Annotated in this window: 7 protein-coding genes; 4 read left to right on the top strand and 3 right to left on the bottom strand. The window is 66.8% G+C overall.

Annotated features, from left to right (window positions below):
* Positions 1–49 precede the first annotated feature (49 nt).
* Positions 50–787, bottom strand: coding sequence for a sulfite exporter TauE/SafE family protein (locus WT53_RS14210; protein WP_034204386.1), 738 nt, complete (start codon positions 785–787; stop codon positions 50–52).
* Positions 788–1,921: 1,134 nt separating this feature from the next.
* On the opposite strand from WT53_RS14210, the gene WT53_RS14215 reads away from it, so the two are divergent.
* The gene (locus tag WT53_RS14215) at positions 1,922–8,884 is read left to right on the top strand and encodes an Ig-like domain-containing protein (RefSeq protein WP_060260299.1); all 6,963 of its coding nucleotides are present in this window, start codon (positions 1,922–1,924) and stop codon (positions 8,882–8,884) included.
* 168 nt (positions 8,885–9,052) lie between these two features.
* Here WT53_RS14215 and WT53_RS34120 read toward each other — a convergent pair whose 3' ends face one another.
* Positions 9,053–9,520, bottom strand: coding sequence for a hypothetical protein (locus tag WT53_RS34120; RefSeq protein ID WP_236872769.1), 468 nt, complete (start codon positions 9,518–9,520; stop codon positions 9,053–9,055).
* Between WT53_RS34120 and WT53_RS14220 the strand changes: the two genes are divergently transcribed.
* Genes WT53_RS14220 through WT53_RS14230 form a run of 3 tightly spaced genes read left to right on the top strand, consistent with a single transcriptional unit; the run spans position 9,402 to position 14,192 of the window.
* Positions 9,402–10,829: a TolC family protein gene (locus WT53_RS14220; RefSeq protein ID WP_230624870.1), complete on the top strand. Its 1,428-nt coding sequence runs from the start codon at positions 9,402–9,404 to the stop codon at positions 10,827–10,829. The two genes, WT53_RS34120 and WT53_RS14220, sit on opposite strands and share 119 nt — an antisense overlap.
* On the top strand, positions 10,822–13,023 hold the full coding sequence (locus WT53_RS14225; RefSeq protein ID WP_060260301.1) for a type I secretion system permease/ATPase: 2,202 nt from the start codon (positions 10,822–10,824) through the stop codon (positions 13,021–13,023). Before WT53_RS14220 ends, WT53_RS14225 begins: the two co-directional genes overlap by 8 nt.
* Positions 13,020–14,192 carry an HlyD family efflux transporter periplasmic adaptor subunit gene (locus WT53_RS14230; protein ID WP_059780661.1) on the top strand — a complete coding sequence of 391 codons (1,173 nt, stop codon included), beginning with the start codon at positions 13,020–13,022 and terminating at the stop codon, positions 14,190–14,192. The genes WT53_RS14225 and WT53_RS14230 overlap by 4 nt, the downstream gene beginning before the upstream one ends.
* Before the next feature lie 120 nt (positions 14,193–14,312).
* Here the strand turns inward: WT53_RS14230 and WT53_RS14235 are convergent, their stop codons facing one another.
* Entirely contained in the window at positions 14,313–15,251 is a 939-nt protein-coding gene (locus WT53_RS14235; RefSeq protein WP_060260304.1) for an NAD(P)-dependent oxidoreductase, read from the bottom strand.
* Positions 15,252–15,309: the final 58 nt, after the last annotated feature.

The raw sequence follows: 15,309 nt of genomic DNA on the forward strand, positions 1-15,309 counted from the left end.
TGCGGTTTGCTCATCAATTTCCGCGATCGCGGCAGGGACGAGTGTGGGCTCAGATCGGTTTGACGAACAACCCGACGGTCAGCAGCGCGCCGATGCAGACGATCGCGATCCGCAGCACGCGTTCGTTCACGCGATGCAGCGCCCACGCGCCGAGCAGGCCGCCGACGATCGCGCCGCCGCCGAGCGCGATCGCCGCGCGCCAGTGCAGGTGCGGCGACGTGAGGAACAGCACGACCGCCGACGCGTTCATCACGCCCGCCAGCGCGTTCTTGGTCGACATCGCGCGGCGAGGCGGCAGGCCGGCCATCGTCAGCGCGGCCATCATCAGGAACCCGACGCCGCCGCCGAAGTAGCCGCCGTAGACCGCGATCAGGAACTGCGCGACCCCGGTCGCGACGGGGCCGAGATGTTGCGCGCCAGTGTCCGGTTTGCGGAAGAAACTGCCCCATGCGAACACGATCGTCGCGAACAGCACGAGCCACGGCACCAACTGCGAGAAGATCGACGACGGCGTTTTCAGCAGCAGCAGGCCGCCGAGCGCGCCGCCGGCCACGCTGATCGCGAACAGTGCACGAAACGGCAGCTTGCCCACGCCGCTCACCATGTTCCGGCTTGCCCAGCCCGTCGTGACCTGGCCGGGGAACAGTGCGACCGTCGACGTGATGTTGGCCGCGAGCGGCGACATTCCCGACACGATCAACGCGGGCAGCGTGACGAACGAACCGCCGCCCGCGAGCGCGTTCTGGAGGCCGGCCCACAGGCCGGCGACGATGACGAGAGCGAGCACGATCGATTGATCCGGGATATCGGGCTTGAACCGACGACGGCCAAGCCCGCCGCGTGAGGATGCACGATGGTAATTCAGGACCGCCGTCCACGCACGCGTGTCGGCGCGATGCCGGCGATGGCCGGTGCGCGGACCGCATGCGCGTCGATTATTTGTAGCGAGGATTCAATTCCGCCAAAACCTCATTATTTGTTTCCTTTTTGGATCGGCTGAGGTGGTTCGGCGAGGCTTATTTTCGGTGTGAATGAATATCGTTACGGCGAAGGCCGAATTGAAACCAGGTTCTCGGCGGAAACAGGTGTCGGGTTCGGAGGCGCCGTGGATGTCTATGGGTTTTCCGGAAAATCCTTTTTGCCGACGAGGTTTATAGCTGGATGCGATGCGTCGGGATACGCAGTCTCAATGCAGTTGCATACCGGAATGTGCTCGCTCTTTCATTCCGCTGAAGTGGGCACGGGCCCAAGCGGGCCGGGCTTTTCGAGATAACCCTGTCGCGATGAATCATTGTCTTGGCAACGAATTCGTCGAATCAATCCTGCAAATTGTTCATCTTTTTATGATGAGAGAAAAATATATGCGCGAAAGACTGAAAATATTTGTAAAAGCTCCAACGGAGTGCAATGATGTACGTGAAAGACCGGTGTAATCTAAATGCAGGCACGAGCGGTAACATAAAAGAGAGTAATGGTGCACCGCGACAATTCGCTCTGATCAAGCGAATCGTTGGCTATTCGCGATAAAAGGAAATAACTAATATGGCGAGGGCGGTAGAGATGCAGATCCAATATCAAACAAAAAATCGCCGTACGGAGAAAATCCGCGGCACGAGGGCCATCAGACACTTACGTCCGGCGGGGTGGCGCGCCGTGTCGGGCCATTGCCTGGCACGTAGGGCGAACGGCTGTTCCGGCCGTCTGGACTCGCCCCTGATTCCATAGCAGCCCCGGCTCCTTTCTTCCTTTTCCGTTATAGACCGCCTCGGGTGGGCTAGCGGCTCGTTGCGTCCCGCGCGAGCCGGATACCCGATTCGCAGCGGCGCGAAATCGCGTCGTGCCCCGTCGCGCCCGTTTGGTTGAACGTTTGCCCGTCGGCGACGGGCCAGGTTTGTCATCCCTATCTACAAGGAGTCGGGCAATGGTTTCCTCGTCGGTATTGAGCAATCACGTCGATGTTCCGGTCGCCAATGGTTCGCAGGTCGTCGCGTCGCCCGGTGGTCCAGCCAATTTCCTGCTGGCGGCTCACAAGGAGGACGTGGCCAACTACGCGCGTTCCGGGAACGACCTGATCGTCGAATTCAAGGACGGCCGAACGGTGCGCGTGCAGGCGTTCTTCGAAAACGGCGCGGATTATCACAATCTCGTCTTCGTCCAGGACGACGGGCGGTTTCTCGTGCAGTTCGGCCCCGGATTGCAGGCGACCGGCGACGGAATCGTCGATTCGGCGCTCGTCTATGCGCCGATCGGCGACGGGTTGTCGACCGGTGCCCTGCTCGGAATACTCGGCGGCGTCGCCGCGGCCGGCGGCATTGCGGCGGCCGCGGCCAGCGGCGGCGGGGATGGTGGCAGTAGCGGTAGCGGCGGCGGAACGCCGACCGGACCGGCGCGACCGACGATCGACTCGATCGATGGGCAGTCGGTTGGCGGCAACGGCAATGTCGTCACGGGGCGCGCGTCGCCGACGATCGCGGGTTCGGGTGCTCAGCCGAACGCGACGGTGACGATCCAGATCGATGGTCAGACGGTCGGTACGGTGACCGCGGACGCGAACGGGCACTGGTCGTACACGCCCGGTACGTTGCCCGACGGCGCCCATCAGATCACCGTGACGCAGACCGACAGTAGCGGCAATACGAGCGAGCTGGGCACGGTCGGGATCGTGGTGGATACGGTCGTGCCGGAAGCGCCTGCGATTACGGCCGTCAACGACGATGCGCAACATCCGGTTGCGATCGGCGGTGCGACGAACGATACGACGCCGACGTTGAGCGGTACCGCGGAAGCGGGTAGCAGGGTGAGCGTCTATGACGGCACGACGCTGCTGGGGACGACGACGGCGGATTCGTCCGGGAAGTGGACGTTCACGCCGAGCACGGGTTTGGGAGAGGGCGCGCACTCGATCACGGTGACTGCAACGGATACGGCGGGCAACGTGAGCGCGCCGAGCGCGGCATTCGGCTTGACGATCGATACGACGGCGCCGGCGGCGCCGACGGTGAACGCGACGGACGGTACGTCGCTGTCGGGGACGGCGGAAGCGGGCGCGACGGTCAACATCGATACGAATGGCGACGGCACGCCGGACGCCACTGTGACGGCCGATCCGAGCGGTGCATGGACGTATACGCCGTCGACCCCGCTGCCGGTCGGCACGGTGATTGGGGTGACGGTTACAGATGCGGCAGGCAATACGGGTCCGTCTGCATCGGTAACGGTGACGGGTGACGTGACGGCACCTGCGGCACCGGTCGTTGTTAGCGTCACGGACGACGTCGGTTCGATCGCCGGCGTGCTGACGACTGGCGCAACGACGGACGACACGACGCCGACACTCGCTGGAACAGCAGAAGCGGGTAGTACGATCAATGTATACGACGGCACGACGCTGCTGGGCACGACGACGGCAGATCCGTCCGGAAACTGGACGTTTACGCCGACTACTGGTTTGGGAGAGGGCGCACACGCAATCACGGTGACTGCAACGGATACGGCAGGCAACGTGAGCGCGCCGAGTGCGGCCTTTGACTTGACGATCGATACGACGGCGCCGGCGATTCCGACAGTGAACGCGACGGACGGTACGTCGCTGTCGGGCACTGCCGAGGCGGGCGCAACGGTCAACATCGACACGAACGGCGACGGTACACCGGATGCCACGGTGACGGCCGATCCGAGCGGCGCGTGGACGTATACGCCGTCGACCCCGCTGCCGGTCGGCACGGTGATTGGGGTGACGGTTACAGATGCGGCAGGCAACACGGGGCCGTCGGCTTCGGTAACGGTGTCGGGGGATACGACGGCGCCTGCGGCCCCGGTCATCGGCACTGTGACGGACGACGTAGGTTCCGTTGTTGGCGCGATCGCTTCTGGAAGCAGTACGGATGATGCGACACCGACATTGAGCGGTACCGCGGAAGCGGGTAGCACGATCAATGTGTATGACGGCACGACACTGCTGGGTACCACGACGGCAGATCCGTCCGGAAACTGGACGTTCACGCCGACCACTGGTTTGGGAGAGGGCGCACACGCAATCACGGTGACTGCAACGGACACGGCAGGCAACGTGAGCCCTCCGAGTGCGACCTTTGACCTGACGATCGATACGACGGCGCCGGCGATTCCGACGGTGAACGCGACGGACGGTACGTCGCTGTCGGGCACGGCGGAAGCGGGCGCAACGGTCAACATCGACACGAATGGCGACGGCACACCGGATGCCACCGTGACGGCCGATCCGAGCGGCGCGTGGACGTATACGCCGTCGACCCCGCTGCCGGTCGGCACGGTGATTGGGGTGACGGTTACAGATGCGGCAGGCAATACGGGTCCGTCTGCATCGGTAACGGTTGCAGACCTGACGGCACCGGCTGCACCAGTCGTTGTTAGCGTCACGGACGACGTGGGTTCGGTTGCCGGCCTGCTGACGACTGGCGCAACGACGGACGACACGACGCCGACACTCGCTGGCACGGCAGAAGCGGGTAGCACGATCAATGTGTACGACGGCACGACATTGCTGGGCACCACGACGGCAGACCCATCCGGAAACTGGACGTTCACGCCGAGCACGGCACTGGGTGAAGGTGCACACAGCCTGAGCGTCACCGCAACGGACACCGCAGGCAACGTCAGCGCGCCGAGCACGGCATTCAACCTGACGGTCGACACGACGGCGCCGGCGATTCCGACGGTGAACGCAACAGATGGTACGTCGCTGTCGGGCACGGCCGAGGCAGGCGCAACGGTCAACATCGACACGAATGGCGACGGCACGCCGGACGCGACGGTGACGGCCGATCCGAGCGGCGCGTGGACGTACACCCCGTCGACCCCGCTGCCGGTTGGGACGGTGATTGGTGTGACGGTCACCGACGCAGCAGGCAATACGGGTCCGTCTGCATCGGTGACGGTGACGGGCGACACGACGGCGCCTGCGGCACCGGTCGTCGTTAGTGTCACGGACGACGTGGGTTCCGTTGTTGGTGCGATTACTTCTGGTGGTGCTACTGATGATGCGACACCGACATTGAGCGGTACGGCAGAAGCCGGCAGCACGGTGAGCGTCTATGACGGCACGACGCTGCTGGGCACCACGACGGCAGACCCATCCGGAAACTGGACGTTCACGCCGACCACGGCGCTGGGTGAAGGCGCGCACAGCCTGAGCGTCACCGCAACGGACACCGCAGGCAACGTCAGCGCGCCGAGCACGGCATTCAACCTGACGGTCGACACGACGGCGCCGGCGATTCCGACGGTGAACGCAACGGACGGTACGTCGCTGTCGGGCACGGCCGAGGCAGGCGCAACGGTCAACATCGACACGAATGGCGACGGCACGCCGGACGCGACGGTGACGGCCGATCCGAGCGGCGCGTGGACGTACACGCCATCGACTCCGTTGCCGGTTGGCACGGTGATCGGCGTGACGGCCACTGACGCGGCAGGCAATACGGGTCCGTCTGCATCGGTGACGGTGACGGGCGACACGACGGCGCCTGCGGCACCGATCATCGGCACCGTGACGGACGATGTGGGTTCCGTTGTTGGTGCGATCGTCTCTGGTGGTACCACTGATGATGCGACGCCGACATTGAGCGGTACGGCAGAAGCCGGCAGCACGGTGAGCGTCTACGACGGCACGACGCTGCTGGGTACCACAACAGCGGACCCCTCCGGAAATTGGACCTTCACGCCGACGACGGCACTGGGTGAAGGCGTCCATAGTCTGACCGTCACCGCAACCGATACTGCAGGCAACGTCAGCGCGCCGAGCACGGCATTCACCCTGACGGTCGACACGACGGCTCCTGCACTGCCGACGGTGAACGCAACGGACGGTACGTCGCTGTCGGGCACGGCGGAAGCGGGCGCAACGGTCAATATCGATACGAACGGCGACGGCACGCCGGATGCAACCGTGACGGCCGACCCGAGCGGCGCATGGACGTATACGCCGTCGACCCCGCTGCCGGTCGGCACGGTGATCGGCGTGACGGCCACCGATGCAGCGGGCAATACGGGTCCGTCCGCATCGGTAACGGTGACGGGCGACACGACGGCGCCTGCGGCACCGATCATCGGCACTGTGACGGACGATGTGGGTTCCGTTCTTGGTGCGATCGTATCCGGCGCCAGTATTGATGACGCAACGCCTACGCTTGCTGGCACGGCGGAAGCGGGCAGCACGGTGAGTGTCTACGACGGCACGACGCTGCTGGGTACCACAACAGCGGACCCTTCCGGAAACTGGACCTTCACGCCGAGCACGGGTTTGGGAGAGGGTGCACATGCGATCACGGTGACTGCAACGGATACGGCAGGCAACGTGAGTGCTCCGAGCGCATCGTTCGCGATCACAGTCGATACGACAGCACCGGCGATTCCGACGGTGAACGCAACGGACGGAACGTCGCTGTCGGGCACGGCCGAAGCAGGCGCAACGGTCAATATCGATACGAACGGCGACGGCACGCCGGATGCAACCGTGACGGCGGACCCGAGCGGCGCGTGGACGTACACCCCGTCAACCCCGCTGCCGGTCGGCACGGTGATTGGCGTGACGGCCACCGACGCGGCAGGCAATACGGGTCCGTCTGCATCGGTGACGGTGACGGGCGACACGACGGCGCCTGCGGCACCGATCGTGGTTAGCATCACGGACGATGTGGGTTCCGTTGTTGGCGCGATCGTTTCCGGCGGCAGTACGGATGACGCAACGCCTACTCTTGCTGGCACGGCAGAAGCGGGCAGCACGGTGAGCGTCTATGACGGCACGACGCTGCTGGGCACGACGACGGCGGATCCGTCTGGAAACTGGACGTTCACGCCGACCACGGCACTGGGTGAAGGTGCACACAGCCTGAGCGTCACCGCAACGGACACCGCAGGCAACGTCAGCGCGCCGAGCACGGCATTCAACCTGACGGTGGACACGACGGCGCCGGCGATTCCGACGGTGAACGCGACGGACGGTACATCGCTGTCGGGTACAGCCGAAGCGGGCGCAACGGTCAACATCGACACGAACGGCGACGGCACGCCGGACGCCACCGTGACGGCCGATCCGAGCGGTGCATGGACGTACACGCCATCGACCCCGCTGCCGATCGGCACGGTGATCGGCGTGACCGCGACCGACGCGGCAGGCAACACCGGCCCGTCCGCATCGGTCACGGTTGCAGACCTGACGGCACCGGCTGCACCGATCATCGCCACCGTCACGGACGACGTCGGTTCGATCGTCGGACTCTTGACGACTGGTGCTACGACGGACGACACGACCCCGACGCTTGCCGGCACGGCAGAAGCCGGCAGCACGGTGAGCGTCTATGACGGCACGCTGCTGCTGGGCACGACGACGGCAGACCCGTCCGGAAACTGGACGTTCACGCCGACCACCGGCCTAGGTGAAGGCGCACACAGCCTGACCGTCACAGCAACGGACACGGCAGGCAACGTCAGCGCGCCGAGCGCGTCGTTCGCGGTCACGGTCGATACGACCGCCCCGACCGCGACGGCCACGCTCACGACCCTGACCGACAACACCGGCGTGCCCAACGACTGGATCACCGGCGACACGACCCCAACGTTGGGCGGCACGCTGAACGCGGCGCTCGGCGCGGGCGAGGTCGTCCAGGTCAGCCTCGACGGCGGCGCACACTGGACCAACGCGACCGTCAGCGGCACGAACTGGACCTGGTATACGCAGGGCGTGTTGTCCGCGGCCGACTACACGGCGACGGTGCGCGTCGTCGATGCGGCGGGCAACCTCGGCCCGACGACCTCGCAGCTCTTCACGATCGATCCGAATGTCGCACCGGTCGTGTCGGCGCAGTCGTCGGGGAACCTGCTCGGGATCATCGGCGCGAATCTGCTCAACCTGATCGATTTCAGCACGCAGCAGGCGTTCTCCGCATCGGACTACAACAACAACCTCGATCACGTGACACTGCACTACGGCGGATTGATCGGCCTCGGCGCGCTGCAGTTCAACGCGAACCAGGCGCTGGCGAACGAGTTGGGGCTGCACTTCAACGTCGTCAACAACCCCGGGATCCTCGGCTTGATCGGGCCGTCGTCCGACCTGACGATCACGGCGGCCGACGGCGGCACGATCGACAACCTGAAGCTCAACGAGTTTCTCGGTTCGATCACGCTGAACGGCGGGCTGATCAGTATCAGCGCGCTCGACAGCGTGACGATCTCCGCGACCGACAAGACGGGCCTGTCGGCGTCGGCCACGGCCGGTCAGTTGCTGAATGCGAACCTGCTCGGCTCGACGCAGTCGACGTCGATCATCGAGGGTACGTCGGGCAGCGACACCGTCACCGGCACGTCCGGCAACGACCGCCTGTACGGCTACGGCGGCGACGACGTGCTGAACGGCGGCGACGGCAACGACCTGCTGCGCGGCGGTGCCGGCAACGACACGCTCAACGGCGGCAACGGCAACGACATCCTGATCGGCGGCGCCGGTAACGACACGCTGACGGGCGGCGCCGGCACCGACGTGTTCCTGTGGGAAGTCGTCGGCGCGGACAACACCGGCGGCAACGGCCAGGACGTCATCACCGACTTCCAGCTGGCCAGCGGCCCGAACGATATGAGCGGCGACAAGATCGATCTGTCGAAGCTGCTGGTCGGTTACACGGCCGATGCGGACGGCCCCGCGCACTACGTGGACGGCGTGCCCACGATCGATGCGGGTGACACGATCGGGCAGTTCCTGTCGGTGACGAACGTCGGCGCCGATACGGTGATCAGTATCGACCGCGACGGCGCCGGGACGGCGTTCGGTTCCGAAACCCTCGTCACGCTGAACAACGTGACGACCAACCTGGAGACCCTGCTCGCGAACCAGCAGATCATCGTCTGACCGCAGCGCAACGGGGAGGCCGGCCTGCCTCTCCGACACGGCGAGCCCCGTCGCATCGCGACGCGGGCTTGCCCGACGCATATCCATCCCCGCGGCAAGCGGGGTCTGCTTTGCCGGACGGCTCGCCGCCGGCGTCCCGATGATGCTCAAGACAACCGCTCGTTTCAGCTACACCTTGCGTCGCGCCGTTTGCGCGGTGCGTGCCGTTTTCCATCCAGGCCATGTGTTGTTCGCGATCGCGTTGCTCGACACCGCAGCGGCGGCGTTCGCGTCGTCGTCGCCGCTGCCGAGCGGCCGGTTGACCGATTCGTTCGAGACCGCGGCGCGCGCACCGGCCGACACGGTCCATGCGGCCGCGGCGCCGTCAGCGCATTCATCGCCACCCGCGCCACCCGCGCCGCCCAGGCCGGCCGCTGCGCCAGTGCGGACGGCGATGGCGACGGCGTCGTTCGTGCCGCTGCCGGCCGGCATGCCCGCTGCCGCACCGCGCCGGCATGTGGCGCCGCCGTTGCCGCCCGTGGACCCGGCGCGGCGCATCGTCCTCGCGAACCTGTCCCGCGCGATGGCGCCGATCGATCCGCAAGCGCCGGTTTCGCCGCTGCATGACGGGATGACGGCAGGGGTGACGACGATCACGCCGGACAGACCGGACGCGTTCGATGTCCCCGCTGCCGGCCGCGTCGAGGATGCCGAGGATGCCGCCGGCGACTCGGGCGAGACGCTGCGCATCGCGCTCGATCGTCTGACGCTGCGCGACGCGGTCGGCGTCGCGATCGCGCGCCATCCCGACATCGGCCGCGCGCATGCGGAAGTGGCGCAAAGCGTATCGGAGGTCGAGGTCGCGAAGGCGGCCTGGTACCCGAAGATCGACTACGGCGTGCGTCCCGGCTATGGCGGCAGCTTCGGCAGCAACGGCAACCGTACCGGCACGCGCGCATCGATCGGCGTGTCGCAGTTGCTGTACGACTTCGGCCGCACGTCGGGCCGGATTTCCGCGGCGGACGCGACGCGCAGCCAGAAGCAGTATCAGCTGGCCGACACGATCGAGACGGTCGCGTACCAGACGGCGTCGACGTTCGTCGAACTGGCCGCCAGCCAGGACGTCGTCGCCGCCGCGCGGCGCCAGGTCGTCGCGCTGAGCGACACGCGCACGAAGATCCTCGATCGCGTGCGGGCCGGACTATCGGTTTCGTCGGACCGCAACCTGGTCGAACTGGCGATCCTGCATGCGCAGGCGGAAGTGCTGAAGGCCAACACGCGTTTCGACGTCGCCGCCGCGAAGCTCACCGAACTGATCGGCGCGCGCCCGCGGCGCGTGGCGAATCTCGGCGGCACGGTGGATTTCGTCGGCGATCTCGGCTATGCCGGCGGCGACATCGAGCGCACGCCGTCGGTGCTTGCCGCGGCGGCGGCCGTCGATGCGGCCGATGCGCGCGTGCGGGTCGCGCAGTCGGAGCGCTTCCCGTCGATCGGTATCGGCGCGAGCCGTTCGATATCGAGCGGCCGGCCGAACGCCACCAACGACACGTGGATCGGTTTCGCGGTGAGCGGCAATTACTCGCTGGGCGGCCTGGCGAAACACCAGATCGCGGCCGCCGAAGCCGAACTGCGCGCGAACCGCGAAAGCCTCGAGAACCGGCGGCTCGTCACGCGTAGCGCGCTCAAGTCGGCGGAGATCGAAGCGTCGGGCGCCGCGGCGCGCCTGAACAGCTACGAGAAGGTGACCGCGCTGTCGCGGGCGTCGCGCGACCTGTACTGGCAGGAATACATCCTGAACAAGCGTACGTTGACCGATGTCGTGAATCCGGAGCGCGACATCTTCGAATCGGAAGTCGAGTCGATCAACGCACTCGCCGACGGCGCGATTGCGCGCATCAAGGCATACGTGGCAGTCGGCAAGTTCGTCGAATTGCTGCGCGAACACGAGGGGAGTCGTCATGAATGATGCGTTTCGCGCCGGCCGCGATGCCGGCGCCGACGTCGCACGCTGGGCCGACCCGCTGATTTTCGCGGCGCGGCATCTCGGCCTGGCCGTTTCGCCGGAGCAGGTGCGCGGCGCGGCATCGTGGGCGAGCGTCGCGGACCCGGACGCGGCCGTCGTCGAAGTCGCCGCGTCCGCAGGCCTGGCCGCGCAGTTCGTCGCATTGCCGCCGGCGCGGCTCACGCCGGCGATGCTGCCGGCGCTCGCCGTGTTCGACGATGCGCATGTCGGTGTGATCGTGTCGGTCGCGGCGGGGCGGGCGGTCGTTCAGTTCGTCTTCGACGGCAAGCCGCTCGAACGCGCGATCGAGCTGGACGCGCCGCCGCCGGCGTGGCCGGCCCGCGTGCTGATCGTCCATGAGCGGGTCGCGCGGCGTGACGAGCGCGTCGACGGCTACCTGTCCGTCAAACCCGACACCTGGCTGCACGATCTGTTCTCGGCGCAATGGAAGGTGTTGCTCGATCTCGGCGCCGGCTCGCTGTTCGGCAATCTGCTCGCGATCGCGACGTCGCTGTTCGCGATGCAGGTGTGGGACCGCGTGGTCCCGGCGCGGGCGACGCATACGCTGTGGGTGCTGGCGTCGGGTGTCGTGCTCGCGCTCGCGCTGGAACTGCTGCTGCGTACCGCGCGCGTGTCGATTGCCGATCATTTCGGCAAGCAGGCGGACCTCAAGCTGTCCGCGATGTTCTTCGCGCGCGTGCTCGACATCCGCAACGACGCGCGGCCGCGCTCGCCGGGCACGCTGGTCGCCCAGCTTCGGGACCTCGAACAGCTGCGCGAGCTGTTGACGTCGAGCACGATGGGCGTGCTGATCGACATCCCGTTCGTCGTCACGTTCCTGTTCATCATCTGGCTGCTCGGCGGGCCGCTCGCGTTCGTGCCGCTCGCGGCGATCCCGCTGCTGATCCTGCCGGGCGTGCTTGCACAGATCCCGCTGGCGAAGCTGTCGAACCGGGGGCTCGAGGAATCGGCGCTGCGCAACGCGATCCTGATGGAAGCGATCTATCGCGCCGAAGACATCAAGGCGTTGCAGGCGGAGCCGCGATTCCGGCAGCTGTGGGCGCATACGAATCGCGTGAATGCCGATATCGGCTTGCAGCAGCGCCGCCTGGCGGGCTTGCTGGTCAATCTCGCGCAGACGGTGCAGCAGCTTGCCTACGCCGGCGTGCTGGTTGCCGGCGTGTACGGCATCCTGGACTCGAGCCTGTCGTTCGGCGCCGTGCTCGCCTGTTCGATCCTGACGAGCCGCACGATCGCGCCGCTGGGGCAGATTCCTGCCGTGCTGTCGCGCATCCAGAACGTACGGGCGGGCAAGAAGGGGCTCGACAACCTGCTCGCGCTGCCGGTCGACCACGATCCGGCGGTCGATGCGTATCACAAGCCGGCGCTCGTCGGCCGATATCGCTTCGAGCAGGTCGGATACAGCTTCGATCCGCAGGAAAAACCCGTGCTCAGTATTCCGAATCTGTCGATCGAGCCCGGCGAGCGGGTCGCGATTCTCGGCCGGGTCGGCGCGGGAAAGTCGACGCTGCTGAGGCTGTTCGGCGGGCTCGCGACGCCGGTGCAGGGGCGCATCCTGTTCAACGACACGCCGATGCCGCTGATCGACGTCGCCGATGTCCGCCGCGACGTCGGGATGCTGCTGCAGGAATCGAGCCTCTTCTACGGCACGCTGCGAGAGAACCTGCTGATCGCGAATCCGCTCGCCAGCGACGACGCGATGCTCGCCGCGATGAAGGTCGCGTGCGCGGACCAGTTGCTGCTGCGGCAGCCGCACGGCCTCGACATGAAGCTGCGCGAAAGCGGCCTTGGCCTGTCCGGCGGCCAGAAGCAGGCGCTGATGCTGGCCCGCGTGATTCTGCGCTCGCCGAACGTGTTGCTGCTCGACGAGCCGACCGCCTCGCTCGACGAGGCGACCGAGCGGGCGATCGTCGAGCGCCTGCAGCAATGGCTGGGCAATCGCACGTTGATCGTGGCGACGCATCGTTATCCGGTGCTGTCGATCGTCGATCGCATCATCGTGCTCGATGGCGGACGCGTGGTGCGCGACGGTCCGAAAGACGAGGTGCTGGCCGCGTTGCGCGGCGCCGGCACGCCGGCGCCGGCGGCCGGCGGCTCGCGTCCGGTGGCGGCGCAGATGGCGGGAGAGGCGCAATGAGCGATTTTCCGTGGTCGGCGCACCGCGTGCGCGAAGCGGCACCCGCCCGGCGGATGCTGTGGCTGATCGTCGCCGCGCTGACGATCTTCCTCGTGTGGTCCGTGTTCGCGAACCTCGACGAAGTCGCGGTCGGCGAAGCCAAGGTCACGCCGGCATCGAAAGGGCAGGTCATCCAGAGTCTCGAAGGCGGCATCCTGCTGGAGCTGGCGGTGCGCGAGGGCGACGTCGTCGACGCGGGCCAGCGGCTCGCGACGCTCGATCCGGTGCTCGCGCGCGCGTCGATGGAGGAAACGCTCGAGCGGATCACCGCATTGCAGGGCCGCGCCGCGCGGCTGTATGCGGAGATGAACGACCTGCCCGGCATCGACTTCCCGGCGGAACTCGCGAACGAGAAGGCCGTGACCGCGCGCGAGCGTCAGCTGTTCGTCGCGAACCGGCGCGCGTTTCGCGAAAACGTCGCCAACCTGCGCGAACAGTTGCGCCTCGCCGAGGACGAGCTTCGGATTGCGTTGCCGCTGCTGAAAACCGGCGCGACCAACGAGGTGGAAGTGCTCCGGCTGCGTCAGAAGGCCGCCGAATTCTCGACGAAGCTCGCGGCGGCGCAGAGCGAGTACTACGTCGCGCTGAAAGCCGACTACTCGAAGACGATGGCCGATCTCGAACCGTTGCTCAAGGTTCGCGAAGGCCGTGCCGATCAATTGCGACGAACCGTGATTCGTGCGCCGGCGCGCGGCATCGTGAAGGACATCCGCGTGTCGACGGTCGGCGGCGTGATTCCGCCGGGCGGCATGCTGATGGAAATCGTGCCGCTCGACGACCAGTTGCTGATCGAGGCGCGCCTCAGCCCTCGCGACATCGCGTTCGTTCATCCGGGGCAGGAGGCGACCGTGAAGATCACGGCGTTCGAATCGTCGATCTACGGCTCGCTGCCGGCGAAGGTCGAGCGGATTTCGCCCGACACGATCGAAGACCAGGTCGACCGGCGTGTGTACTACTACCGCGTCTACGTGCTCACGCAGCATGCGTATCTGGAAACCCGCGACGGCAAGCGGCATCCGATCCTGCCGGGCATGGTCGCGACCGCCGAGATCCGCACCGGGCGCCGCACCGTGTTCGACTACCTCGTCAAGCCGCTGAACCGGGCCGCCGAGGCGTTGCGCGAACGCTAGTGCGCCGGGCGCGGCAGGATCATGCGGGCGGCGCCGAATCGCTGCCAGCGGTGGGCGTAACCCGGGTCCCGTTGGCTTGCCCCAGCGCGTTGAACCCGAGCGATGCCACGCTGCCGCCGGTCAGTCATCGCGACCGGCGCCGTACCTGGGCGGTGTCGGCGCCGACACCGGCCGATTACCCAGCCGGTCGAGCACCGCCTTCCAGTCGAACGGCAGCAGCGCGTGGTAGTCGAGCCCGCGGGCGGCCATCTTGTCGATGAATCCGTCCTGCACGCGAGCGCATGCTTCGCTCATCTCCGGCGCAACGCCGCCTTCGCGCAGCGTGTCGCACACTTCGCGCATCTCGGCCGCGCGCCGGCGGCCATGCTCGGCGACGCGGCTGATCAGGTAGCCGGGCAGGTCGGGCCGCGTCGCGAACGTGTCGAAGGTCTGCCGCAGCGACGCGAGCACCAGCGCGTCCGCACCATACGCGCGGGCCGCGCTCAGGCATTCGACGGTGAGCGCCTCGATCCCCTTGATCATCACGCTGCGGCACATTTTCGCGGCCGATGCGGCGCCGACGCGTGTCGACACGGCCTGTGCAGCGAAGCCGAGCGTGGTCAGCTCGCGTGCGATCGCGTCGGCCGACGGACCGGCCAGCAGCATCGGCACTGCGAGGCCGTGCGGCGGCACGGGCGCCATCACCGCCGCTTCGACGTAATGGCCGCCGGCGGCTTCGATCAGCTGCTGGCCGTGCTGCTTCAGTGCCGGCGATACCGAGTTGAGGTCGATGAACGTCTGGTCCGCCCGGATGTGCGCGGCGACCGCGGCGGCGACTTCCGCGTCGGACGATGCCGTCACGGCCGACACGATCCATTGCGCGTCGCGGATCGCGGCGGCAACCGTCGACGCGGCTTCGACATGCACGCGCGTAGCCTTGTCGCGCATCGCGCTCGCGGTCCTTGCATCGTCGAGCTGCCGGTCGTACATCGTCACGCGGACGTTGCGCGCGGCGAGTGCGCCTCCGAGCAGGCTGCCCGCTTCGCCGAAGCCGATGAACGCTATCGTCGGGTCGATCATGCGTGTCGCTCCTGATGAAGGTGATGCGCGGGCTGGCCGTCCGGTATCGCGACGCGTG

It is taken from the genome of Burkholderia sp. MSMB2157WGS, assembly GCF_001532755.1.
Lineage (GTDB): Bacteria > Pseudomonadota > Gammaproteobacteria > Burkholderiales > Burkholderiaceae > Burkholderia.

Coding starts and splice junctions, on each gene's coding strand:
- WT53_RS14230 (WP_059780661.1), top strand. CDS start 13,020: ATGAGCGATTTTCCGTGGTCGGCGCACCGCGTGCGCGAAGCGGCACCC.
- WT53_RS14215 (WP_060260299.1), top strand. CDS start 1,922: ATGGTTTCCTCGTCGGTATTGAGCAATCACGTCGATGTTCCGGTCGCC.
- WT53_RS14225 (WP_060260301.1), top strand. CDS start 10,822: ATGAATGATGCGTTTCGCGCCGGCCGCGATGCCGGCGCCGACGTCGCA.
- WT53_RS14235 (WP_060260304.1), bottom strand. CDS start 15,251: ATGATCGACCCGACGATAGCGTTCATCGGCTTCGGCGAAGCGGGCAGC.